Source organism: Thermosynechococcus sp. M3746_W2019_013 (assembly GCF_015296045.1).
Classification (GTDB): Bacteria; Cyanobacteriota; Cyanobacteriia; order Thermosynechococcales; family Thermosynechococcaceae; genus Thermosynechococcus.
Map to the genome: position 1 here is coordinate 23,665 of NZ_DVDW01000017.1, position 25,177 is coordinate 48,841.

Genomic DNA, 25,177 nt, shown 5'->3' on the forward strand with positions numbered 1-25,177 from the left:
TTTATTGCCTCTGACTGAGCAGCAGAGGATAGCCACAGTAGCGTTCCAATAAAACAATAGCCACAATGTCGTCAATGGGGCGGGGGGGCACGCGCAACCCCTTGGGAATGAGCCGTTGCCAACTGCGGGGTGGAAAGAGTTGCCAATAGCGATCGCGGGCCTCTAGGGTACTATTGCGCTCATCCACTGGAATAATTTCCACAGCTAAAGCTGCTTGCAGTTGCTGCTGCCACCGGCGGGAGGTGGTTTGATTGCCTATAATCACCTGTTCAAAGGGGTAGGCTTGGTGCCACTGCTGCACACAGGCGATCGCGCGATCGCTGGCCACCACTTCATGGCGCACCACTTCTTGACCAAGGGCAAGGGCTAGACCGCACTTGTCTTGCCCCGGATCAAACCCCAAAAAATACTTAGTGCGACCCATTTTTATCATTTGCTAGAGTGGAAGGGTTATGGAATTGGGAGCGATCGCCCTGTGAACCTACCCACTGCGACCATCCGTCGTCTGTTGAATTTACCGCAAGTTGCCGCCATTTGGGTGGGTGGCGGTCGCAGTCTCGGTACTGACAACGATGAGGCCTTTTGTGCTGCTTGGCTCGATCCTAAGGAGCAGGTGATACGCAGTATGGGGATCAGTCAGTTTCCACCTACCCCAGAGCAACTGACGCGGCTGTTGGTGCAGGCGATCGAATATCCCCGTCATCCCGAAGCTCAGCCCTGCCGTCCCGACGCCATCATCGTTGATGACCGTGAGTTGCAATTTTTCCTGCGCGGTGTGGTTGCTCCCCTCGACATCCAGGTGGAGTATCAAGCCCAGGTTCCCCCCCTTGATGATTTTTTTGAATTTATGGCGGCGGCAGCAACCAGGGATGATCAAAATGTCAAGGTACTCCCCCGGGAATACGTTCCCCTCTACAAACAGAAAATTGGGGAATTTGCCCAGCTGGATATCTGGCGGCGCCTCGACAGTGTTACCCCCCTTCAACTCCACTGCGATGCTTGGGACTCCCCCACCCTTTTTGCAGTACTGGTGAGCCCCCAGGGGGCCAAGCGTGACTTTGGTTTGATGCTCTACCGAGGGCAGGAGGCACTGCGCAACTTTTGGCAGCAGATTGATCAAGAGTATCCCTACATTGATGAAGAGGACGCTGAACGCCTCGAGGAAACGGTTTTGCGCAACGATTGTTTCTTCTTGAATTTTTCCGAGGTTGATGAGGAGGATTTAGGCAACGATCTCTCTTTCGTCCTTAGGGGGCATGCTTACACCATTGAACTGGGGGTCATCCATCCTTTGGAGGGGATCCGTCACTTCTATGCCCCTGAAGAGGCTGAGATGGTCTATGTGGCGATCGCGGCGCTGATCAAATTCTGGAAAAAGACAAAGAAACAGTTTGAGAAGGAAGAGTACCCTGAACTGAATCTGCGGTTCAAGATTCCTTCACCCTGCCATTTTGCCCTTGGTTATCAGGTGCAAGTGGCAACAGCGCCCCAGATGATACCGGGCATTGATGAGGACACGGAGGACAGCAAATCACAGCGCCAGATTCCCATTGATACCGCAGCGATTCCTGAGGAGGCCTACATTCTCTTCAAGCGGTTTCCTCCTAAGGAGCTAGAGGAATTACAAGCAGCGGTTGCTTACCATCAACGGGGAGAGATTCCCGAGGAGTTTAAGGGCTATCCTGTGTTGACGATTCAAACCAAAAAATCAGCGGCGGCGGCGCTCACCGCCAAAATTGTTGAGGAGGGCGGCATTCACCATCTGACGGTCTTTCCCCTCTCCGGCCCTGAGCAAATCGTCATGCTCCTGGCTCAGACAAACGCCAATCATCTGTGGCTTTTGGATACCTTTGACGCCGCAAGTGGTTCGCTGCTCCTCGACTGGATCAAGGAAGTCAATGACCTTGGGGGCACCTGTGGCCTTGCTGTGGCCTATGGCCTGACGGGCAAAACCCGGATGCAGCCAACCCTCCAGCAAAACGTGGGACTCTTTGAAACCTCCCTTGTGTTTAGTTTTGTGGACACCCAGCGCCCGCCAACCCCTCAGCCCATTGAGATTTCTAAACCCTAGAAAACTGTGAAGTCCCTAAGAATTCTACTGCTGCAGGCACGGGGCGATCGCGCCACCCAGCAAGAGGAACTATCGGAATTTATTCGCTTCAGTGGCCTGGCTGCCGAGCAATTTACAGTCCTCAATGGCTTCGCCTGTGATGACTTTACCCCCGACTGTATTCAAGGCTTTGATGCACTTTTTATTGGCGGCTCCAGTGATGCCACAGTGCTCAAGCCAGACCTCTATCCCTTTGTGCCACCAGCCATGGACTTAATTTTGGCCTGTATTGAGCAGGGGATCCCCGTGCTGGCCTCCTGCTTTGGCTTTCAATTGGCAGTGCAGGCCTTGGGGGGACGGGTAATTGTGGATCGCGCGGCCATGGAAATGGGCACCTACCCTCTGTATCTCACCCCGGCCGGAGTCGCGGATCCCCTGTTTGCTGGCTTTCCCAATCCCTTTTGGGCCATTTCTGGACATCAGGAACGCGCCTTGACCCTGCCCGCGGGAGCAACCTTACTGGCCTACAGCGAGTTGTGTCCCTACCATGCTTTTCGTTTGGAGGGGAAACCCTTCTACGCCTTTCAGTTTCATCCCGAGGTGGACGATCGCGACCTCCTTGCCCGCATTCGTCGCTATTGCGATCGCTATCAACTGAGCACTGCAGACCTGGAAAACCTCAAGCAAACAGCTCGCCCCACCCCCTATGCCAATCAGCTCATCCGCCGCTTTGTTGCAGTGGTGTTAGGGCAGAGAGTTAATTGTGCTTGAATCTCTGCCAGTTGCCCTTCTAGGGTGGTGGCTTGCAGCCAATGGATGCCCGGTTCTGCCCGGAACCATGTCCGCTGTCGTTTGGCAAATTGTTGGGTGTGCTGCACTGTGAGGGCAATAGCCTCCGCGAGTGTAACTTCTCCCCGCAGATATTGGCGCATTTCCCGATAGCCCAAGGTGTCTAGGAGGGGCAAATCCTCCCCGTAGTGCCTTTGCAGTTGCCGAATTTCATCGAGCCAGCCCATGGCTAGCATCTGCTCAGTGCGGGCTTCGATACGGCGGCGCTGCTGTTGGCGATCGCCCCCCGTGAGGGCAAAGTACCAAATCCGGTAGGGAGGCGGTTGGCGCCGTTGCTGCTGGCTGAGGGGCCGCCCAGTGGTGTAATAGACCTCCAAGGCGCGCAGGGTACGCACTTGATCGTGGGCATGGATCCGTTGCGCCGCCACAGGATCCACCTGCTGCAGCCACTGATAGCATTCCTGCTGACCCAGAGCCATGAGTTGGGCCCGTAGATGGGGTTGCGGTGGGACTTGGGGCATGGTTAGCCCTTGGGTAATACTGCGGATATACAATCCTGTCCCCCCCACCAAGAGGGGCGTGATCCCTTGGGCGTGGTAGTGGGCAATCAGGGCTTGAGCCTTGGCTTGGTAAATTGCTAGGGTCAGCGTATCGCGGGGGTCACAAATATCAATGAGGTGGTGGCGCACCTGCTGTTGCTGGGCTGGGGTGGGCTTGGCTGTGCCAATGTCAAAGCCGCGATAGACCTGGCGGGAATCGGCACTCAAAATGACGCTCTTCAATTGCTGGGCAAGGGCGATCGCCAGCGCCGTTTTGCCCGTAGCCGTTGCCCCCCCAATAACAATTAACCCTGCATCCCCCACTCAAATACAGCCTGAAAATTTCCTAGAATCGCCTATAAGCCTTATGTGCTAAAATTTAGGTCAGATTTGACATTTAGGCAAGTGAAAACGCATTTGCCTCAATTCTATAGCAGTTAGGGAGTTGCCATGACCGCCGAGTATTCCTCTGCCCAGTTGCGGGTGCTCAAAGGCCTTGAACCCGTGCGGACACGACCGGGGATGTACATCGGCAGCACTGGCCCCAAGGGACTTCACCACTTGGTCTATGAAGTCGTGGACAACTCCGTTGATGAGGCCCTGGCCGGTTACTGCTCCACCATTTTAGTCCAGATCAATGCCGATGGCTCCGTCACTGTCACCGACAATGGGCGCGGCATTCCCACGGATATTCACCCCGATACAGGCGTCTCTGGAGTTGAAACCGTGATGACGGTGCTCCATGCGGGGGGCAAGTTTGGCGATGGTGGCTACAAAGTCTCAGGGGGGTTGCATGGGGTGGGTGTCTCTGTGGTGAATGCCCTCTCGGAATGGTTAGAGGTGACAGTGTGGCGCAATGGTTTTGTCCATCATCAGCGCTATGAACGGGGGGTTCCCACGACTCCCCTCGAAAAGACCCCCGATACTGAGGAACGGCGCGGCACCTCAGTGACCTTTTTTCCCGATCGCCAGATTTTCACTGAAACGATTGAATTTGATGCCAAGGTGCTGATGACACGGCTGCGGGAACTCGCCTACCTCAATGCTGGCATTCGCATTGAATTTAAGGATTTGCGTGTTAGCCCCCCCCTGGCTGAAACCTACTGCTATGAAGGCGGCATCCGCGAATATGTCCGCTACATGGTGCAGGAAAAGGAACCGCTGCATCCGGAGATTATTTATATTCAAGGGGAAAAAAACGATGTGCAGGTGGAGGCAGCCCTACAGTGGTGTGCCGATGCCTATAGTGAAAATCTCCTAGGCTTTGCCAATAATATCCGCACCATTGATGGCGGTACCCACATGGAAGGGCTCAAGGCGGTGCTGACGCGGACCCTCAATGCCCTTGGCCGCCAGCGCAACAAACTCAAAGAAAACGATCCCAACCTTGCCGGGGAAAACATTCGCGAGGGCCTCACAGCCATTATTTCGGTAAAGGTGCCCAACCCTGAATTTGAAGGGCAAACAAAAACAAAGCTGGGCAATACAGAAGTGCGCGGCATTGTCGATGCCATTGTTGGCGAAGCCCTCACGGAGTACCTTGACTTTCATCCCAACATCACCGACACGATTTTGGAAAAAGCCATCCAAGCCTTCAATGCGGCTGAAGCAGCGCGGCGGGCACGGGAAATGGTACGGCGCAAGTCGGTGTTGGAGTCTTCAACGCTGCCAGGGAAATTAGCGGATTGCAGTTCACGGGATCCGGCTGTCTCAGAAATTTTCATTGTCGAAGGGGATTCTGCTGGTGGGAGTGCTAAACAGGGGCGCGATCGCCGATTCCAAGCAATTTTGCCGCTGCGGGGCAAGATTCTCAACATTGAAAAAACCGATGATGCCAAAATTTACAAGAATAACGAGGTGCAGTCTTTAATTACTGCCCTTGGTCTGGGCGTGAAGGGGGAGGAATTTGACCCTGCCAAGTTGCGCTATCACAAGATTATTCTCATGACCGATGCTGACGTAGATGGCTCCCATATCCGCACCTTGTTGTTGACCTTTTTCTACCGCTATCAGCAGGAGCTAGTGAACCAAGGGTTTATCTATATTGCTTGCCCACCGCTGTATAAAGTGGAACGGGGCCGCCAGCACTTCTACTGCTATAGCGATCGCGAGCTGCAACAGCAGATTGCCTCCTTCCCGGAAAATGCCAACTACACCATCCAACGCTTTAAGGGTTTAGGGGAAATGATGCCAGAACAATTGTGGGAAACAACGATGAACCCAGAAACCCGCATTCTCAAACGGGTGGAGATTGAAGATGCCGCTGAGGCGGATCGCATTTTTACAATCCTCATGGGCGATCGCGTGGCACCTCGGCGTGAATTTATCGAGACCTATGGCCCACAGTTGGCACTAGAGAACCTCGATATCTAAAGCTAGCCCCCAAAGTAGATGTGCTATAGTAGCTCTAGTCTAGCTGCGACGTTGGTGACTGCCAATATTGTTTTGTGATCTACAATTGCAAAACATTTGGGAATCAACACTGCGGGCGGCAGTAAACTGGTCTTTCAACCAGAAACTTCTAAGTCTGCAGTTGGCATTCCCCCCTAGTTTTTACTAGGTCATAAACTGAGGTAAAACGGCGTCGCGGTTAGACTTTTCCTAACCATGAATTATCGCTATATTCTCTTGTACAAACCCTATCGGGTTCTGTGCCAGTTTCAAGATCAAGAGGGGCGATCAACCCTCAAAGATTACGTTCCTATCCCCGATGTTTATCCCGCTGGCCGCCTAGACTACGACAGTGAGGGGCTAGTTCTCCTCACCAATGATGGTTGGTTGCAACACCGCTTAACGGATCCTCGCTATGGTCATCCGCGCACCTACTGGGTACAGGTGGAAGGTGAGCCCGATACAGCAGCCCTGAGCCAATTAGCAGCGGGGGTAGTGATCCAAGGCTATCGCACCCGACCCGCTCGCGTGGCAGTCCTCGATCAAGACCCCCCCTTGCCGCCACGGCATCCCCCCATTCGCTATCGCCGCCATATCCCCACGCAGTGGCTAAGCCTGACCCTATGGGAGGGGCGCAATCGCCAAGTCCGCCGCATGACGGCTGCGGTAGGATTTCCCACACTGCGTTTGGTACGGGTGGCGATCGCCAACTTGCAATTGGGCGACCTTGCCCCCGGACAATGGCGGGACATTCTGCCTTTAGAACGGCAAGCCCTTTGGCGATCCTGTGGTCGGCGACCTTAGCACTTCTTCATAATCGCGTAAGCCTATATTAAGATGAAGTCATAATTATTAACCTTAACTGCCCTGCAGGGATTGATGAGGTCGTCCCATGGGACAGCCATTTCTGAGCAAAATTGGTCGTCCATGGCTGATCGGGGGGGCGATCGCCATCGGATTAGGGAGCTTACTCCTGAGCTGGAACTATTGGCAGCAGCTTCAGCGAGCCCGTGAGGAACAAGCAATTCAAGCTGCCCTAGCCAACCCTATCAGCGATCGCATTACCGCCCTTGGTCGACTCGAGCCAGAAGGGGAAGTGGTGGCGGTGAGTGCCCCCTCGATGACGGAGCGATTGGGACAGTTGTTGGTACGCGAAGGCGATCGGGTGGTTGCCGGTCAACCCCTTGCCTATTTAGATACCTATCCGGAGCGCAAAGCCGAACGAGACTTGGCGGCCAGTCAATTGCAGGAAGCCCGCCTACGCTATGAGGCTGAAACCCGCTTAGCCCTTGCTCAAATTGCCGAAGCCGAGCGGCGTCGCGATCGCGCCAATGAACCCGCTATTGCCGCCATTGCTGCCCAGCAGGCCACCATTCAACGTATCCAAGCGGAACTCGCAACTGCCAATCGGGAATATCAGCGCTTTGCCCAACTCTTTGCCGATGGGGCAGTGTCGCAACAGGATCTCGACGATCGCACGGTCCGTGTTCGCAGCTTACAGGAAGAACTGCGCAATGCCCAAGCCAACCTCGTTCGCTTACAGGAAGAGCGCCGCACAGAACTGGCCACTGCTAATGCTGCAGTGGACGCTGCCCAAGCGAATCTAGGACGCGTACAAACCCAAGTGCAACTTCTTTCAGCGGAGCGCAATCTAAAGCTGGCGGAAGCCCGCCTGCAGCGGACAATTATTCGGGCACCGCGCAAAGGCCGCATTCTGCGCATTCACACCCGTGCTGGCGAAAACATTAACGAACGGGGCATTCTCGAACTGGGCAATACTGACCAAATGTATGCCGTTGCGGAGGTGTATGAAACCGATGTGCCCCGGGTGCGTGTGGGTCAGCGGGCTGAAATTCGCAGTAGTGCCCTCAGGGCGCCCCTGAGTGGCCGTGTCGCTCAGGTGGGGTTGGTGGTGGCCAAAAATGACGTGACCGATACAGATCCGGCTGCAAAAACAGATGCGCGGGTAGTGGAAGTCAAAATTCGTTTAGATAACAGTGAACCGGTGGCAGGTCTGACCAATATGCAAGTGGAAGTGGCCATTGATCCCCGTTGAGGTGTACCGATGATTTTTGCAATTCCCCTTGCTTGGTTGCAATTGATTCGGGAGCGGATTCGGCTGTTGGTGGCGATCGCCGGTATTGCCTTTGCGGTTGTACTCATGCTGATGCAGTTTGGCTTTCGCGATGCCCTCTTTAAGGCCGCAGTGCGCTTCCACGAGAGCTTAAACACCGATATTGTCCTCATTAGTCCGCAATCCACGGCGCTGATCGCTATGCGCAGCTTTCCGCGGCGGCGGCTCTACCAAGCAGCGGGCTTTGAAGGGGTCGAGTCTGTTTCTCCCCTTTACCTCAGTTTTGGCCTCTGGCGCAATCCCATTAATAAAAGTACTCGCCAACTGATGGTGATTGGTGTGGATCCGATGGCCGTCTCCATTGCCGTCTCCGATACCCCCCACTGGCAGGATGCCATTAAGCTCGCGGATCACGTTCTTTTTGATGCTCAATCCCGCGCTGAGTTTGGGCCAATTCCTGAGCTATACCGCCAAGGGGAGCAGGTGACAACCGAAGTCTCTGGCCGCAAAATTACCGTGGCAGGCTTATTTCGCATGGGAGCCAACTTTGGTGCCGATGGTAACTTGCTCACTAGCGATTTGAACTTTTTGCGGCTGTTCCCGGAACGCAATCCTGGCCTAATTGATGTGGGGCTCGTGCGGGTGCGGCCGGGGGTAAATACAAAGGCCCTGGCACGGCGGATGAATGCTGCCCTTGGGAATGATGTGCTAGTGCTGACCCACGAGGAGTTTGCTGAATTCGAGCGCAGCTACTGGGAAAAGAGTACCTCCATTGGCTTTATTTTCTCCCTCGGTGCCCTGATGGGATTTATCGTTGGCTCTGTCATTGTCTATCAAATTCTCTACACCGATGTTACGGATCACTTAGCAGAGTATGCCACCCTCAAGGCAATGGGCTATCGCGATGTCTTCTTCTATGGCGTGGTGATGCAGGAGTCCCTCATTCTCTCCTGTATGGGCTATGTGCCCGGCTTTATTGTTTCGTTTTTACTGTATATCGTTATTGCCAATGCCACCTCTCTGCCAGTTTGGATGACCGTAGAACGCGCCAGTTTGGTCTTTACACTGACGGTGTTAATGTGTACCCTTTCGGGGGCGATCGCTATGCGGCGGATTCAAGCAGCTGATCCTGCCGATATTTTCTAGGATGGTGTTATGGAGCCAGTGATCCACATTCAAGGCCTCAATCACTATTTTGGTCAGGGGCAACTGCGCAAGCAAATTCTCTTTGATCTGCATGCTCGGATTGAGGCGGGCGAAATTGTGATCATGACGGGGCCTTCGGGATCAGGCAAAACAACACTTTTAACGCTGATTGGTGCCCTACGCTCGGCTCAGGAAGGCAGTCTGCGGGTGCTTGGTCAGGAACTACGGCATGCCACCAAAGAGCAGCAAATTCAAATCCGGCGACAAACGGGCTATATCTTCCAAGGCCACAATCTTCTCCATGCCTTGACGGCTCGCCAAAATGTGCAGATGGCGCTGGATTTGCAACCCCACCTCAGTCAACGGGAAGTGCGCGAGCGGGTGGATGCAATGCTCTGTGCCGTTGGTCTAGGAGAACGGCTAGACTATTATCCCCATGAACTTTCCGGAGGGCAAAAGCAGCGGGTAGCGATCGCCCGCGCTCTAGTGGGACATCCAAAAATTGTGCTTGCCGATGAACCGACGGCTGCCCTCGATAAAAAATCCGGTCGCGATGTAGTGGAAATTATGCGCACCCTTGCCCGTGAACAGGGATGCACCATTTTAATCGTAACCCACGATAACCGTATTCTCGATGTTGCCGATCGCATTATTCACATGGAAGATGGCCACCTCTCAGAGACCAGCCTTGGGATTTCTGCCTAAGAACGCCATCCCAGGGCAGGCTGCACCGGTGAAACTCGCCGATTATCCTTTAGGTTCCCAACAGAGAGCGCCCATTGCCCTTTATAGACCCAAAGGCAAACCGCAAGCTGGCGGACCCTATCATTGCTCGCCAACTCAGGGGTAGCAGCTCCAATTCCTCTCCGCGTCCTAGTGCTGAAACATAGCAACTCTGTGTTATCGTCGTAGGTAGCGGCTTGCAAGCGCGGCAGTGGCACTTGTCAACTTTGCTTGTTTTCAACAGCTTCATTCTTTGCGAGGTCTCCGGCGGCACCTTTGGCCGTAGGCGGAGCTTTTGGTGTGCTTGACAGGGCGACGCCTCTTTGCTTATGATGCAAGATCCGCGTTTTAGCGATACCCTCTAGAGGATATACATGGCTAGTAATCAGATTTACACGCCACCCGCCTTTACCTTGCCAGACCTTGTCGAGATTCAGCGGGCCAGCTTCCGATGGTTTCTTGAAGAAGGACTCATTGAAGAGCTAGAGAGTTTCTCCCCTATTACTGATTATACCGGCAAAATTGAGTTGCACTTTTTGGCCAAAGACTACCGACTCAAGGAGCCGAAGTATAGCGTAGATGAGGCCAAGCGGCGGGATGCCACCTACTCAATGCAAATGTATGTCCCAACTCGCCTCATTAATAAAGAAAACGGCAATATCATTGACCAGGATGTGTTCATTGGGGATCTACCCCTGATGACCGATCGCGGCACCTTTATTATCAATGGTGCAGAGCGCGTCATTGTCAACCAGATTGTCCGCAGTCCTGGTGTTTACTACAAATCAGAAACCGACAAAAATGGTCGTCGCACCTACAATGCCAGCCTGATTCCCAACCGGGGCGCTTGGCTGAAATTTGAAACTGATAAAAACAATCTACTGTGGGTACGCATTGACAAAACCCGTAAGCTCTCGGCGCACGTTCTCCTCAAGGCCTTGGGATTAACCGATAGCGAAATCCTAGAGCGGTTGCGTCACCCCGAGTACTACCAAAAAACCGTTGAAAAAGAAGGCAAATTCTCTGAGGAAGACGCCCTCATTGAACTGTACAAAAAACTGCGTCCAGGGGAGCCGCCCACGGTCTCGGGGGGACAACAGTTGCTAGAGTCGCGCTTCTTTGATCCCAAGCGCTACGACCTTGGCCGGGTGGGTCGCTACAAGCTCAACCGCAAGTTGCAGTTAAATATTCCTGACTCGGTGCGCATCCTCACCCCAGAGGATATTCTTGCCGCCATTGATTATCTCATTAACCTAGAGTTTGACCTGGGAACGATTGATGACATTGACCACTTGGGCAACCGCCGTGTCCGTTCTGTCGGTGAGCTGCTGCAAAACCAAGTGCGCGTTGGCCTCAATCGCCTAGAGCGCATTATTCGCGAGCGGATGACGGTGTCTGACACGGATTCTTTGACGCCCACTTCACTGGTGAATCCAAAGCCCTTGGTAGCCGCCATTAAGGAATTCTTTGGCTCTAGCCAGCTTTCCCAGTTCATGGATCAAACCAACCCCCTCGCGGAACTGACCCACAAACGGCGCTTAAGTGCCCTAGGGCCCGGTGGTCTCACTCGGGAGCGGGCAGGCTTTGCTGTGCGGGATATTCACCCTAGCCACTATGGTCGCATTTGCCCCATTGAAACCCCTGAAGGCCCCAACGCCGGGTTGATTGGCTCCCTGGCTACCCATGCCCGTGTCAATGAATATGGCTTTATTGAGACGCCTTTCTATCCCGTGAAAGATGGTCGCGTCCTTAAGGATCAGCCTCCTATTTACATGACGGCTGACGAAGAGGATGATAAGCGGGTGGCGCCGGGGGATGTGCCCACCGATGAAAACGGTTACATCCTTGGTGATGTGGTACCTGTGCGCTATCGTCAAGATTTCACAACCACAACCCCTGATCAGGTGGACTACGTGGCGGTTTCGCCAGTGCAGATTATCTCTGTGGCTACATCCCTGATTCCCTTCCTAGAGCACGATGACGCCAACCGTGCCCTTATGGGCTCTAATATGCAGCGGCAGGCCGTTCCCCTGTTGCGCCCGCAGCGTCCTTTGGTGGGTACAGGCCTAGAGGCCCAAGCAGCCCGGGACTCTGGTATGGTGATTCTCAGCCAGACCAATGGCGTGGTCAGCTATGTGGATGCCAATCAAATTCGCGTCAAAACGGATAATGGCCCTGAGATTACCTACACGTTGCAAAAATACCAGCGCTCCAACCAAGATACGTGCTTGAATCAACGGCCGATTGTCTTTGTGGGCGATCGCGTGCAAGCGGGACAAGTCATTGCCGATGGTTCTGCCACCGAAGGGGGTGAACTTGCCCTTGGCCAGAACATCCTTGTGGCCTACATGCCCTGGGAAGGCTATAACTACGAAGACGCCATCCTAATTAGCGAACGGCTGGTGCAAGAGGATGTTTATACCTCTATCCACATTGAGAAGTACGAGATTGAGGCGCGGCAAACCAAACTCGGTCCTGAGGAAATTACCCGCGAAGTGCCCAACGTCTCTGAAGAAGCCCTGCGGCAATTGGATGAAAACGGCATTATCCGCATCGGTGCCTTTGTAGAGGCAGGCGATATTCTCGTCGGTAAAGTCACCCCCAAAGGGGAATCGGATCAACCCCCCGAAGAAAAACTGCTGCGTGCCATCTTTGGTGAAAAAGCGCGGGATGTGCGGGATAACTCCCTGCGGGTGCCCAATGGTGAAAAAGGTCGCGTTGTCGATGTGCGCGTCTTTACCCGTGAGCAAGGGGATGAGCTACCCCCCGGCGCCAATATGGTGGTGCGGGTTTATGTGGCCCAGAAGCGCAAAATTCAAGTGGGGGATAAAATGGCTGGTCGCCACGGCAATAAGGGGATTATTTCCCGCATTCTGCCGGTGGAGGATATGCCTTTCCTGCCCGATGGTCGGCCGGTGGATATTGTCCTCAATCCCTTGGGGGTGCCCTCACGGATGAATGTGGGGCAAGTCTATGAGTGTCTTTTGGGCTGGGCTGGAGAATGCCTTGGTCGTCGCTTTAAAATTACCCCCTTTGATGAAATGCACGGCAAAGAAAAATCCCGCGAAACAGTCCATGCCAAACTGCAAGAGGCCAGAGACGTCACGGGTCAAGATTGGGTCTTTAACCCTGAGAATCCAGGCAAAATGGTCGTCTATGATGGCCGCACGGGTGAACCCTTTGACCGACCAGTGACGGTGGGAATGGCCTATATGCTGAAACTGGTCCACTTGGTGGACGATAAGATCCACGCCCGCTCCACCGGTCCCTACTCCTTGGTTACCCAACAGCCCCTCGGTGGTAAAGCCCAGCAAGGTGGTCAGCGCTTTGGCGAAATGGAGGTGTGGGCACTGGAGGCCTATGGTGCCGCCTATATTCTCCAAGAGTTACTGACGGTCAAGTCCGATGATATGCAAGGACGCAATGAAGCCCTCAATGCCATTGTGAAGGGGCAATCCATTCCACGACCGGGCACGCCAGAGTCCTTTAAGGTGCTGATGCGGGAGCTGCAATCCCTGTGCTTAGATATTTCTGTGCGCAAGGCCAGTATTCCCAGCTTTGATGACGATGGCGAAATGAAACCTGACCCCGAGGTGGATTTGATGGTGGATGTCAGTCCTCGCCGTACGCCGGCACGACCCACTATTGACTACAGTGCCCTAGACGACACGGACGATAAAGAAGGGGCAACGACATTCTAAACACTCAGAACTGAGTCAGCTTGTTTGGGGGCGATCGCCCCCCTGATCCATTTACTGCCAAAGGATTTGTGAGCTTATGCCCAGACTCGAGCAACGCTTTGATTATGTAAAAGTGTCTCTGGCCTCACCCGAGCGCATCATTCAGTGGGGACAGCGCACTCTCCCCAACGGTCAAGTGGTGGGCGAGGTAACCAAGCCAGAAACTATTAACTATCGCACCCTCAAGCCGGAGATGGATGGCCTCTTCTGCGAGCGGATTTTTGGCCCTGCTAAGGATTGGGAGTGCCACTGCGGTAAATACAAGCGGGTGCGCCATCGCGGCATTGTCTGTGAGCGCTGCGGCGTTGAAGTCACCGAATCACGGGTGCGCCGCCATCGCATGGGCTACATTAAGTTGGCTGCCCCAGTTACCCATGTCTGGTATCTAAAGGGGATTCCCAGCTACATGGCAATCCTGCTGGATATGCCCCTGCGGGATGTGGAGCAAATTGTCTATTTCAACTCCTATGTAGTCCTGAATCCAGGCAATCACCCTGACCTCAGCTACAAGCAGCTCCTGAGTGAAGATCAGTGGCAGGAAATCGAAGAGGAGATCTATAGGGAGGACTCGGAGCTAGAAGGTGTTGAGGTGGGCATTGGGGCTGAAGCCATTCAACGCCTGCTGCGGGATTTGGATTTGCAAGCGGAGGCCGACCAACTGCGGCAGGAAATCCTCAACTCTAAGGGGCAAAAACGCGCCAAGCTCATCAAACGCCTGCGGGTCATTGATAACTTTATTGCCACTGGCTCCAAGCCGGAATGGATGGTCCTGACCGTGATTCCCGTGATTCCACCGGATCTGCGGCCAATGGTGCAGTTAGATGGCGGGCGCTTTGCCACCTCTGACCTTAATGACTTATACCGCCGTGTCATTAACCGCAACAACCGCCTCGCCCGCCTGCAAGAGATTCTGGCGCCCGAGATTATTGTCCGCAATGAGAAGCGGATGCTTCAAGAGGCGGTGGATGCCCTGATTGATAATGGTCGTCGCGGTCGCACGGTGGTGGGTGCCAATAACCGTCCTCTGAAGTCCCTGTCCGACATTATTGAGGGGAAACAGGGACGCTTCCGCCAAAACCTGCTTGGGAAACGGGTGGACTACTCTGGTCGGTCGGTGATTGTGGTCGGGCCAAAACTGCAAATGCACCAGTGTGGCCTGCCGCGGGAAATGGCGATTGAACTTTTTCAGCCCTTTGTGATTCACCGCTTGATTCGCCAACAAATTGTCAACAACATTAAGGCGGCCAAGCGCATGATCCAGCGCAATGATCCTCAAATTTGGGATGTGCTGGAGGAGGTCATTGAGGGTCACCCGGTGCTGCTCAACCGTGCGCCGACACTCCACCGTTTGGGGATTCAGGCCTTTGAGCCGATTCTGGTGGAAGGGCGGGCGATTCAACTGCACCCCTTGGTGTGTCCTGCCTTCAACGCCGACTTTGACGGTGACCAAATGGCGGTGCACGTGCCCCTTTCGATTGAGGCCCAGGCGGAGGCGCGGATGCTGATGCTAGCCTCGAATAATATCCTGTCGCCGGCCACGGGCAAGCCAATTATTACCCCCAGCCAAGATATGGTTTTGGGCTGCTATTACTTGACGGCAGAAAATCCTAAGCTGCCGGATTATAGCGATCGCTACTATGCCAACTTCCAAGACGTGGTCATGGCCTACGAACAGGGGCACTTGCCTCTCCATGCCTTTGTTTGGGTGCGCTACGACGGTGAGGTGGACGATGGCGACACCAGTGAACCCCAGATTACGACCTATGAAGATGGCTCCCGTTTGCTGGAGTATTCCCTGCGTCGGATCAAGGAGGATGCCAACGGTCAACGGATTTCCCAATACATCCGCACCACCCCCGGTCGCATTATCTACAACCAAACGATTCAAGAAGCCCTAGCCAGTTAATTTGGGAGACCCCAACACCATGACTGAGAAAAAGCCTATTTTCTTTAACCGCATCATTGACAAAAAAGGCTTGCGGGACCTGATTGCTTGGTCCTTTAGCAACTTTGGCACTGCCCGCACAGCGGAAATGGCCGACAAAATCAAAGACCTGGGCTTTCACTATGCCACGCGCGCCGGCGTCTCCATCAGTGTTGATGACCTGCTGGTGCCCCCCAAAAAACAGGAACTCCTCGCAGCGGCAGAAAGGGAAATTAAAACCGCTCAGGAGCGCTACTCGCGGGGTGAAATCACGGAGGTGGAACGCTTCCAAAAGGTCATTGATACTTGGAACAGCACAAACGAAGAATTGAAAAACGAGGTGGTGCGGCACTTCCGCAATACTGATGTCCTCAACTCCGTGTACATGATGGCCTTCTCCGGGGCGCGGGGGAACCTCTCGCAGGTGCGCCAGTTAGTGGGCATGCGCGGTTTGATGGCTAATCCCCAAGGGGAAATCATTGACCTGCCGATTAAAACCAACTTCCGCGAAGGTCTGACGGTGACGGAGTACATTATCTCCTCCTACGGTGCGCGCAAAGGACTGGTGGATACGGCACTGCGGACGGCGGACTCCGGTTACCTGACCCGGCGCTTGGTGGATGTCTCCCAAGATGTGATTATCCGCGAAGAGGATTGTGAAACGGAGCGAGGCATTACGCTGCGCAGTATGACCGTGGGGGATAAGGTCTTGACGCTACAGGATCGCCTTTTGGGTCGGGTGGCCCTCAATGATGTGTGCCATCCGCAAACGGGCGAAGTGCTGGTGGCCAAAAATCAAGCCATCTCCGCTGATATCGCTAAGAAAATTGTTGATGCTGGTATTGAAGAAGTGGTGGTGCGATCGCCCCTCACCTGCGAGGCCACTGGCTCTGTGTGTCGTCTTTGCTACGGCTGGAGCCTTGCCCATGCCCGACTGGTGGACATGGGAGAAGCGGTGGGCATTATTGCTGCTCAATCCATTGGCGAACCCGGCACGCAATTGACGATGCGCACGTTCCACACCGGCGGGGTGTTTACCGGGGAAGTGGCCCGCCAAGAGCGCGCTCCCTTTGCCGGTACGGTGGAGTACGGCAAGAAATTGCGGGTGCGTCCCTACCGCACTCGCCACGGTGATGATGCCTTTATTGTCGAAACCGCTGGCAAGCTTGTGATCAAAGGCGGTCAGCAAAGTCAAGAATTTGACCTCTCCCAAGGGTCAATTGTCCTGGTGGCGGATGGCGAAACCGTCGAAGCGGGTCAATTATTGGCGGAAGTGGCCCAGGCCTCCCGCAGTGTCCGTAAGTCCACGGAGAAAGTAACTAAGGATGTGGCCTCGGATTTGGCGGGTCAAGTGAAGTTCGTCAACCTCGAAGTGGAGGAGAAGCGCGATCGCCAAGGCACTACAACGCGCATTGCCCCCAAGGGTGGGTTAATTTGGGTACTGTCTGGGGAAGTGTATAATCTGCCCCCTGGTGCTGAGCCGGTTGTTCAGAATGGCGATCGCATTGAAGCGGGGGCCGTGCTTGCAGAAACCACTGTGAAAACCGAGCATGGAGGTGTGGTGCGTCTTCCTGAACAACAGGACAGCAAAGGCAGTCGCGAGGTGGAAATTATTACCGCTTCGGTGATGCTGGATAAAGCGAAAGTGCTCAAGGAAACGCAGCAGGGACGCGAGCACTACATTATTGAGACCGCCACTGGCCAGCGCTTTTCCCTGAAGGCAGCTCCTGGCACCAAGGTGGCCAATGGCCAAGTGGTGGCTGAGCTGATTGACGATCGCTACCACACCACGACGGGCGGTATCCTCAAATACGCCGACATCGAAGTGGCCAAAAAAGGTAAGGCCAAGCAGGGCTATGAAGTCCTCAAAGGGGGGACCCTCCTATGGATTCCCGAAGAAACCCATGAAGTGAACAAGGATATTTCCCTGCTGATGGTGGAGGACAACCAATACGTCGAAGCGGGGACTGAGGTTGTCAAGGACATCTTCTGTCAAAACAGCGGTGTTGTCGAAGTCATCCAGAAAAACGACATCCTGCGGGAAATTATTATTAAGCCCGGTGAACTTCACCTTGTGGATGATCCGGAAGCTGCACGGCTAAAGCATGGCATCTTGGCCCGTCCCGGTGAAGAGGTCCTCCCCGGCCTTGTGGTCGAAGCCCTCTCGCAAGTAGATTATCTGGAGGACACCCCCGAAGGACCAGCGATTCTTCTGCGCCCCGTTCAAGAATTTAACGTTCCTGATGAGCCATCGGTACCCAGTCAGGACTCCAGTGATAATTCAGGGCAGTCGATTCGCCTGCGGGCCGTGCAGCGGTTGCCCTACAAACACGATGAGCGGGTCAAATCCGTTGATGGCGTTGATCTGCTGCGGACGCAGTTAGTCCTTGAAATTGGCAGCGAAGCCCCACAACTGGCTGCTGACATTGAAATTGTCACGGATGAGGTGGATCCAGAAGCCCAGCGCCTCCAACTGGTGATTCTGGAGTCCTTGGTTATTCGCCGTGACATTGCTGCGGATCAGACCCAAGGGAGCACCTTTACCTCCCTTCTGGTCAAAGATGGTGATCACATTCGCCCCGGTGCTGTGATTGCCCGCACGGACATTAAAGCCAAGCAAGCGGGTGAGGTGCAGGGAATCTTGCGCAGTGGTGAATCTGTTCGCCGCATTCTGGTCGTTACTGAGAGCGATCGCCTGCGGGTACAGACCAATGGTGCCAAGCCCACCGTCAAAGTTGGCGATCTGGTGCGTCCTGGCGATGAACTGGCCAAAGGGGTCACCGCTCCTGAAACTGCCGCTGTCATGGCAGTGGCCGATGACCACATGATCCTGCGCTTGGCCCGTCCCTACCTGGTCTCGCCGGGGGCCGTGCTGCAAATTGAAGAGGGCGACCTTGTGCAACGGGGGGATAACCTCGCGCTGTTGGTGTTTGAGCGGGCGAAAACGGGTGACATCATTCAGGGGTTACCTCGGATTGAAGAACTCCTTGAAGCTCGCCATCCCAAGGAAAAATGCGTACTGGCGGTGCGCCCCGGCACCTGTCAAGTCACCTACAACAGTGACGACAGCGTAGACATCAAAGTCATTGAAGAGGATGGCACGATTCAGGAATACCCTGTCTTGCCGGGCCAAAACCCCTTGGTGGTGGATGGTCAAAAGGTCAATCTTGCTGACCCCCTCACCGATGGTCCTGTGGATCCCCACGACATCCTCTCAATTTACTTTGAGTACTACAAACCCCAAGGGTTGCTCAAAGCTGCCCAAACTAGCCTTGAGAAGGTGCAATCCTTCTTGGTCAACGAGGTGCAGTCGGTGTATCTCAGCCAAGGTATTGAGATTGCCGATAAACACATTGAGGTGGTTGTCCGCCAGATGACCTCCAAGGTTCGGATTGACGATGCGGGCGATACAATCCTGCTCTCCGGTGAACTCATGACTCTGCGTCAGGCGGAACAAGCCAACGAACCCATGGCGCTTACCGGTGGTGCACCCGCCCAATATACCCCTGTTCTGTTGGGGATTACCAAGGCCTCCCTGAATACCGATAGCTTCATTTCAGCCGCCAGTTTCCAAGAGACGACCCGGGTACTCACTGAAGCGGCCATTGAAGGCAAGTCCGACTGGCTGCGGGGACTCAAGGAAAACGTGATCATTGGCCGTCTCATCCCAGCGGGTACCGGCTTCAACAGCTACGAGGAAAGTGGCAACGGCGATGAAGAGTGGGAAGAGGGTGAAGATCGCTTGGGCCAAACCCACGTTATCAGCCCCGAACCTGAATCACCAAAGATGACGACGGTCAATGTGACTGCTGACCTTGGTGAAGATGTCCTCATTGATGATGAAACCGCACCCCATGTGATTGAAAAGATTACGGGAGGGGCTCGCGATTTTGAATTCGCCAGCAGTGATGTTGAGGATGAGGAGGACGAACTCGCAGACGAGGACGATGACTATGGGGATGAAGAGGAGGAGGATGCCTTCTAACTAAAATTCCCTTGATTAAAGAAGGCTACGGTAGGACTTGGCACCCAATCCAGTAGGAGGTTGTCGGTGCCCTCGCCGTAGCTTTTTGGGTCTTAGGCGAGAAGAGCATGCCAGCGCAGAAAGCGCAGAATGTTTTTGCAGGGATGCGAGAAGTCTGTGCCATACTCTAAAATTGGCGGTGGAGGGGTCAAGGTAAAAATTACGATTTCATGCCTGTTCCAGCGTCTGCCAGCCTGAGGGCCGATCAGTTTCGTCATCCCCGCGATCGCGAGGCCACCCAAGCACTCCAGCAACTGCCGGGGTTAGATATTCTCGTGCGATCGCTTTTAGGTTCGGTGGCGGAGCAGGCCTTTTACCTGGAGAACATTGGCAGTAGCCTGCGCCTGAGTGAACGGCAATTGCCAGAGATTTACGCCCTCCATCTGGAAGCATGTCGTATTTTAGGCCTAGAGCCGCCCCAGTTGTATCTCAAACAACACCCCGTTGCCAATGCCTACACCTTTGCTATGCAGGGCAAACAGCCTTTTGTGGTCCTGCACTCGGCGCTCGTGGAACTGCTGACACCCAAGGAATTACAGGCGGTCTTAGCCCATGAGTTGGGTCACCTCAAATGTGAACATGGGGTTTATCTGACCGTCGCCAACCTGTTGCTGTTGGCCACCAGTCAATTGTCTCCTTGGGGTTTGCTTTTGGCCCAGGGACTGCAAATGCAACTGTTGCATTGGCTTCGCTGTGCTGAACTCACCTGCGATCGCGCTGCCCTATTGGTGACCTGCGACCCCCGTATTGTTGCTTCAGTTCTGATGAAACTCTCTGGAGGTTCGCCACAGTGGAGCGATCGCCTGAATCTCGACGCCTTTATTGCCCAAGCGCGGGATTATGAGGCGGCCGATCGGGGCTGGTATGGGCTTTTCAAAGAATTACAGACCGCGCAGCTGACCCACCCGCTACCGGTACTGCGGGCACGGGAAATTCTGGATTGGGCGGAAACGCAGCAGTACGATCGCCTCGTCAAGCAATTACACCCTGCTTCCGAATAACGATGGCCAAACCTATTCCCTATCAACCCCTTTCCCTGCGCCTTGTCCACGGGGCAATTGCGATTTTGGTGCTCCTTGCTCTCCTGTCAGGGTTTTGGGTCTATAACACCTACGATGGCCGCTGGGGATCACTGCCCCTACCCAAGATTCCCGATATTCAAGGCCTCCACGGTACAATTGCCCTGGTGCTGCTATTGCTATTCCCCTGCTTTGCCCTTTACTGCTTCCATTGGGGCGATCGCCGGCTGTTGTACAAAAAATCCTTGGCGCAACTTTCCCAAGGGAATTGGCTTGCTTGGCATCGGTTAGCAAATACCCTAATGCTGGTGGCCGTCACGTTTGCCCTGATCACGGGGCGGATGATGAAAGAGGAGTGGTTGCCCGCAGGGGAGCTCAATCGAGGCTGGTACTTAGCTCATTTAGCGGCTTGGAGTGTGGTGCTCCTGAGTTTGCTGGCTCACCTCATTCTAGGGGCAAAGGCGGGGGGGCAGCCACTTTTAGTTTCAATGCTCAGTTTTGCAATCCGGCCAGAGGATCGGCGGGTCAGGAACTGGTGGCGGGGCGGTAGGCTTAAACCTGCCAGTCCTCTGTTGCTCGGCCTAGAAATCATTGTTTTGCTGGCAACGGGGGCGGCTTTTGTCTTGCCGGCTATCATAACTGCTCAATAATGCCCCGCAGGCGATCGTAGTCATCCTTGAGGAGTTGGTTCAGGTATTGGGCTGCCTGCACTAGCCACTGGCGATCGCGCTGTCGGAGTTGATACAAGGAACGGAGGGTTGCGGCCACCAGGGCATCACCGGGACCATAGCGCAGGGTCAACAGGGTTCGCAAAAAGGTCAATGTGCCACTGAAGGCAATCACCTCCTCCGGGGGACACCCATAGACCTGCTGGTGCATTTGGGGTGGGTGGGGGGGCAAATGGTGATAAAAGTGTTCCCTTTCCTGAAAGCCAGCAATGGCGATCGTGACCTCGGTTTTCAACATGGCAAAGATATGGGGCTGCTCTTGCCGTAGTTGCTCTAGGGATAGCCCCAAGGCGGTGGCACGGTGAATTGTGTCAATGGGCGCCGTGACTACGTAGGCAACAATGCCATAAATCACGCGATCGCTTTCCGGGATGCGCACCCAACTGCCCAGGGCAGGCACAGCCGGAAAATCTAGGGTAGCGGGCTCGTGGCACTGGGCAATGCAGTGATCCGTTGCTGTCTGGATAATCTCAGCAAAGGGCTGGGGGGGAGGCGATCGCCACGCCATCGTTTACTTTTTGGCTTGCGCTTTTTTCTTGGGCGTGCTCACCACTGGCTCTAGCTCGCTGGCCTGAAAAGTAACCAATTTATCCCAGTTTCCTCCTTCAAAGAGCACTGCTACTTTGCCGTCTGTGACCCGCTGCACAATCCCCTGAAATTGGTAATAAGTATCGTTGGGATTGGTGACCTTCACGGTCATGCCGGGGAGAATCGTTATTATTAAGTCACTGGCCATCGTTTTATCCCAAAGCTGTTTATGTGAGTTTATTATCTCCTGCCCTTGACCCATTCGGGCTTTGCTCAGGGAGAGCAAAGGATAAGGGTCAGTTATTGGCTTGATCATATTTTCTTTAACTTCTTTTTCTTTAACGGAGAGGGAGGGATTCGAACCCTCGGATAGGAGTTACCTGCCTATCAACAGATTAGCAATCTGCCGCTTTCGACCACTCAGCCACCTCTCCTGATTTGGCAGATTCCCTATTCTAGATCAGTTTTATCCCCCTTTTCAATCCTCGTGGTCTGCGGCGGCGGCTCTAGCAGGCGATCGCAACTGAGAATCCATGCTAGAGTTTTGCAGAATGGGTGTGTTGTGGGAGTGAAGCAAATGGCTGGATGCTGGCAATCTTCACCAGTGCTTAGGCGCAGTTCTACCGTCGCTAACTTGAGCAGGTTGCACTCTAAGTTCCCATGTTGAATGATTTTGCCCTGAATCTCCCCAAAATGCTGCTGTCGGGACTCCTTGCACTTGCCCCTGTGACGCTGCCTAGCCTCGCTCAAGCTGCACCCAAAACTACTCCAGTGGTACAGGCGTCTTCTCAAGCCCCAGCGGCGGATGCCCTCACGCCTCTCAATCCCAATCCCGATAAACTGGCGCTTCCTGAGACGCTCAACATTGATCTCAATCAAGCCCTCACCCTAGAGCAAGCGATTGAGGTGGCGATTCGCAACAACATTGGTCTCCAAATTAGTGAGCTACAACTACAACAGGCACAGGCCCAACTGCGACAGGTGCAAGCCCAGCTTTATCCCACCCTGACCTTTCAAGCTAGCATTGGCCAAAATACTACCCCCGGCGGCCAGCCCGCCTACCTCCCCCTCAACTTTCAGCAGCAGCTCTCTTTACAACAGCAGCAACAGCAACAAACTCAGCAACAGCTTCTGGCTCAGCAACTGGCTGCCAGCAGTCTTTTGAATACTCAGGTGCAACGGCTCCAACAGCGATTTCAAGGCCCCCAACTAACGGCATTTTCAGATCAGCAAAACCTTGAGCTGCAACAGCAACTCCAGCAACTGCAAAACAGTGCCAGCCAAGCTGCAACCCCCCCCAACGTTACCCGAATTACCTTGGCACCTGTGAATCAACTGAATTACAGAAATTTTTTCACTAACCTTTTTGGTGCCACCGCTGGCGCCACTGCCAACGCAGCACTCGTGATGAACTATACCCTGTTTGCTGGGGGAGGGCGATCGGCGGCCATTCAAGCGGCTCGCGACCAAGTGCGCCTCAGTGAACTGGAGGTACAACGCCAACTCCAACAACTCATCCTGGATGTTACAAACGATTACTATTTGGCGCAACAGGCCAAGGTGCAGGTACAAATCGCTGAAGCAGCAGTAGCCAATGCCCAGGTGACCCTGCGGGATGCCACCGCCTTTGAGCAAGCAGGGATTGGGACGCTATTGGATGTCCTCACGGCCGAGGTGAACCTTGCCAATGCGCAGCAAAACTTGAATCAAGCGCGCAATTTGGAAATCACGACCCGCCGACAGTTGGCACAGCGATTGAATGTGAATCAGATGGTGGACGTGGCGATCGCTGAGCGCGTTGAACCCGCTGAGAAATGGTCACTTTCCCTTGAGGACAGTATTCTCCTTGCCTATCAGAACCGTGTGGAGTTAGAGCAGCAACTGCTGCGGCGTCGCATTGCCCTAAGCAATCGTCAACTGGCCTTAGCTACTACCCGCCCTCAACTCAGTCTCTTTGCCAGTGGCAATATGCTGGACAAAGTCACAGATGATCTAGGCCCTCGCTTTGGCTATGGGGTAGGGCTGCAAATGCAACTAGCCCTCTTTGATGGTGGCAATGCCCGGGCAAGTGCCGCTCGTCAAGAAGCCCTTGCAGCCAGTGCCGAGGAACAGTATGCCAACCAAAAGGACAGCATTCGCCTTGAGGTGGAAACAGCCTACATCAATCTCAAGGCCAACGAGAAAAACATTGCCACTGCCCAAACTGCTGCTACCCAAGCCACTGAAGGACTGCGCCTAGCGCGGTTGCGCTTCCAAGCGGGAGTGGGGACTCAACAGGAAGTGACTAACGCCGAAGCTAATTTGACCCAAGCCCAAGGCAATCTGCTTGCAGCTATTTTGGACTACAATCGCTCTTTAGCAGCGTTAAAGCGGGCCGTGGGTTATCCAGAACGCACAGGTTTAGGAGGAAGGCAATAACGGATGGGCGATCGCAAGCGGGCATTGATCACCGGTATCACTGGCCAAGATGGCTCCTACCTCAGTGAGCTGCTCCTAGAGAAAGGCTATGAAGTGCATGGCATTATTCGCCGCACCTCCACATTTAATACTGATCGCATTGACCACATTTACGTTGACCCCCACCAAGAGGGGGCTACTCTGCGCCTACACTATGGCGATCTCACCGATGGCGGCACCCTGCGGCGCATTATCGAACTTAGCCAACCTGATGAAATTTATAATCTGGGGGCACAATCCCACGTGCGGGTAAGCTTTGATGCCCCCCAATATACCGTTGAAACTGTTGCCATGGGAACCCTGCGGCTCCTAGAGGCCATTCGCGAATACCAAGAGCGCACCGGCAAACAGGTGAAGTTTTACCAGGCGGGTTCTTCGGAGATGTTTGGCCTGGTGCAGGAGGTACCGCAGCGGGAAACGACGCCCTTTTATCCCCGCAGTCCCTATGCCTGTGCCAAGGTCTATGCCCATTGGCAAACGGTCAATTATCGCGAGGCCTATCACCTTTTTGCCTGTAATGGCATTCTCTTTAACCACGAAAGCCCGCGGCGGGGTGAAACATTCGTGACCCGCAAAATTACCCGTGCCGTTGCCCGCATTGTGGCTGGCCAGCAAAACAAGCTCTATTTGGGCAACTTAGACGCCAAACGGGACTGGGGCTACGCCAAAGACTATGTGCGTGCCATGTGGCTGATGCTGCAACAGGAGCAACCCGATGACTATGTGGTGGCCACGGGGGAAACCCACTCTGTGCGGGAATTTCTCGAGCTGGCCTTTGGGTATGTGGGTCTGAACTGGGAGGATTACGTGGAATTTGACCCCCGCTATCTGCGTCCCACGGAGGTGGATCTACTCTTGGGAGATCCCACTAAGGCAAAAACAGTATTGGGTTGGCAGCCCTCGGTTACATTTCCTGAGCTGGTGGCCCTGATGGTGGAAGCGGATCTCCATGCCGTGGGGATTCAAGGAACCACTCCCAAAACCAGCTCCGACACCGTGCTGGACCTCATTGCGCAGCGACAGTTTATCAGTAAGGCAGACTAGC

The 25,177-nt window shown here is 54.3% G+C and carries 18 protein-coding genes, 1 tRNA gene and 1 other RNA gene; 15 read left to right on the forward strand and 5 right to left on the reverse strand.

Annotated elements, in window-relative coordinates; translation table 11 throughout:
* Nucleotide 1 precedes the first annotated feature (1 nt).
* Nucleotides 2-433, reverse strand: a complete 432-nt coding sequence (locus tag IGQ16_RS03225) for a Holliday junction resolvase RuvX (protein WP_157869621.1) — start codon at nucleotides 431-433, stop codon at nucleotides 2-4.
* 42 nt (nucleotides 434-475) lie between these two features.
* On the opposite strand from IGQ16_RS03225, the gene IGQ16_RS03230 reads away from it, so the two are divergent.
* Both IGQ16_RS03230 and IGQ16_RS03235 read left to right on the forward strand, forming a co-directional pair.
* Nucleotides 476-2,071, forward strand: coding sequence for a hypothetical protein (locus IGQ16_RS03230; protein ID WP_297060227.1), 1,596 nt, complete (start codon nucleotides 476-478; stop codon nucleotides 2,069-2,071).
* A 6-nt stretch (nucleotides 2,072-2,077) separates the two neighbouring features.
* Complete coding sequence (locus tag IGQ16_RS03235) at nucleotides 2,078-2,821, forward strand: type 1 glutamine amidotransferase (protein WP_024124082.1); 744 nt, start codon at nucleotides 2,078-2,080, stop codon at nucleotides 2,819-2,821.
* Here IGQ16_RS03235 and miaA read toward each other — a convergent pair.
* Entirely contained in the window at nucleotides 2,764-3,702 is a 939-nt protein-coding gene (miaA, locus tag IGQ16_RS03240; protein ID WP_024124083.1) for a tRNA (adenosine(37)-N6)-dimethylallyltransferase MiaA, read from the reverse strand. The genes IGQ16_RS03235 and miaA overlap by 58 nt on opposite strands.
* 126 nt (nucleotides 3,703-3,828) lie before the next feature.
* Between miaA and gyrB the strand changes: the two genes are divergently transcribed.
* The 11 genes from gyrB (at nucleotide 3,829) to IGQ16_RS03295 (ending at nucleotide 21,069) form a co-directional block, all read left to right on the forward strand.
* Nucleotides 3,829-5,751: a DNA topoisomerase (ATP-hydrolyzing) subunit B gene (gyrB, locus tag IGQ16_RS03245; RefSeq protein WP_297041515.1), complete on the forward strand. Its 1,923-nt coding sequence runs from the start codon at nucleotides 3,829-3,831 to the stop codon at nucleotides 5,749-5,751.
* Nucleotides 5,752-5,788: 37 nt separating this feature from the next.
* A non-coding RNA gene (gene ssrS, locus IGQ16_RS03250) (6S RNA) lies at nucleotides 5,789-5,975 on the forward strand.
* Nucleotides 5,976-5,985: 10 nt separating this feature from the next.
* Entirely contained in the window at nucleotides 5,986-6,573 is a 588-nt protein-coding gene (locus tag IGQ16_RS03255) for a pseudouridine synthase (protein ID WP_024124084.1), read from the forward strand.
* Nucleotides 6,574-6,661: 88 nt separating this feature from the next.
* Nucleotides 6,662-7,825: an ABC exporter membrane fusion protein gene (locus tag IGQ16_RS03260; protein WP_024124085.1), complete on the forward strand. Its 1,164-nt coding sequence runs from the start codon at nucleotides 6,662-6,664 to the stop codon at nucleotides 7,823-7,825.
* 9 nt (nucleotides 7,826-7,834) lie between these two features.
* Complete coding sequence (devC, locus tag IGQ16_RS03265; RefSeq protein WP_024124086.1) at nucleotides 7,835-8,989, forward strand: ABC transporter permease DevC; 1,155 nt, start codon at nucleotides 7,835-7,837, stop codon at nucleotides 8,987-8,989.
* Nucleotides 8,990-8,998: 9 nt separating this feature from the next.
* On the forward strand, nucleotides 8,999-9,694 hold the full coding sequence (locus IGQ16_RS03270) for a DevA family ABC transporter ATP-binding protein (protein ID WP_024124087.1): 696 nt from the start codon (nucleotides 8,999-9,001) through the stop codon (nucleotides 9,692-9,694).
* Nucleotides 9,695-10,086: 392 nt separating this feature from the next.
* Complete coding sequence (gene rpoB / locus IGQ16_RS03275) at nucleotides 10,087-13,413, forward strand: DNA-directed RNA polymerase subunit beta (RefSeq protein ID WP_024124088.1); 3,327 nt, start codon at nucleotides 10,087-10,089, stop codon at nucleotides 13,411-13,413.
* 76 nt (nucleotides 13,414-13,489) lie between these two features.
* On the forward strand, nucleotides 13,490-15,358 hold the full coding sequence (locus IGQ16_RS03280) for a DNA-directed RNA polymerase subunit gamma (protein ID WP_024124089.1): 1,869 nt from the start codon (nucleotides 13,490-13,492) through the stop codon (nucleotides 15,356-15,358).
* 19 nt (nucleotides 15,359-15,377) lie between these two features.
* Entirely contained in the window at nucleotides 15,378-19,361 is a 3,984-nt protein-coding gene (locus tag IGQ16_RS03285; protein ID WP_297060229.1) for a DNA-directed RNA polymerase subunit beta'', read from the forward strand.
* Between the two features lie 209 nt (nucleotides 19,362-19,570).
* Nucleotides 19,571-20,401: a M48 family metallopeptidase gene (locus tag IGQ16_RS03290; RefSeq protein ID WP_297060231.1), complete on the forward strand. Its 831-nt coding sequence runs from the start codon at nucleotides 19,571-19,573 to the stop codon at nucleotides 20,399-20,401.
* 2 nt (nucleotides 20,402-20,403) lie between these two features.
* The gene (locus IGQ16_RS03295) at nucleotides 20,404-21,069 is read left to right on the forward strand and encodes a cytochrome b/b6 domain-containing protein (protein WP_297060233.1); all 666 of its coding nucleotides are present in this window, start codon (nucleotides 20,404-20,406) and stop codon (nucleotides 21,067-21,069) included.
* Here the strand turns inward: IGQ16_RS03295 and IGQ16_RS03300 are convergent.
* From IGQ16_RS03300 to IGQ16_RS03310, 3 genes are all read right to left on the reverse strand, one after another.
* On the reverse strand, nucleotides 21,053-21,655 hold the full coding sequence (locus IGQ16_RS03300) for an HAS-barrel domain-containing protein (protein ID WP_024124093.1): 603 nt from the start codon (nucleotides 21,653-21,655) through the stop codon (nucleotides 21,053-21,055). The genes IGQ16_RS03295 and IGQ16_RS03300 overlap by 17 nt on opposite strands.
* Nucleotides 21,656-21,658: 3 nt before the next feature.
* The gene (gene ndhS, locus IGQ16_RS03305) at nucleotides 21,659-21,991 is read right to left on the reverse strand and encodes a photosynthetic/respiratory NAD(P)H-quinone oxidoreductase subunit S (protein WP_157869622.1); all 333 of its coding nucleotides are present in this window, start codon (nucleotides 21,989-21,991) and stop codon (nucleotides 21,659-21,661) included.
* Nucleotides 21,992-22,017: 26 nt separating this feature from the next.
* Nucleotides 22,018-22,109: transfer RNA gene (locus tag IGQ16_RS03310), tRNA-Ser, on the reverse strand.
* 226 nt (nucleotides 22,110-22,335) lie between these two features.
* On the opposite strand from IGQ16_RS03310, the gene IGQ16_RS03315 reads away from it, so the two are divergent.
* Together IGQ16_RS03315 and gmd are read left to right on the forward strand one after the other, a co-directional pair.
* Nucleotides 22,336-24,093 (forward strand): TolC family protein, encoded by a 1,758-nt coding sequence (locus tag IGQ16_RS03315; RefSeq protein ID WP_297060235.1) that lies wholly within the window; start codon nucleotides 22,336-22,338, stop codon nucleotides 24,091-24,093.
* 3 nt (nucleotides 24,094-24,096) lie between these two features.
* On the forward strand, nucleotides 24,097-25,176 hold the full coding sequence (gmd, locus tag IGQ16_RS03320) for a GDP-mannose 4,6-dehydratase (protein WP_297060238.1): 1,080 nt from the start codon (nucleotides 24,097-24,099) through the stop codon (nucleotides 25,174-25,176).
* The last annotated feature ends 1 nt before the right edge of the window (nucleotide 25,177 follow it).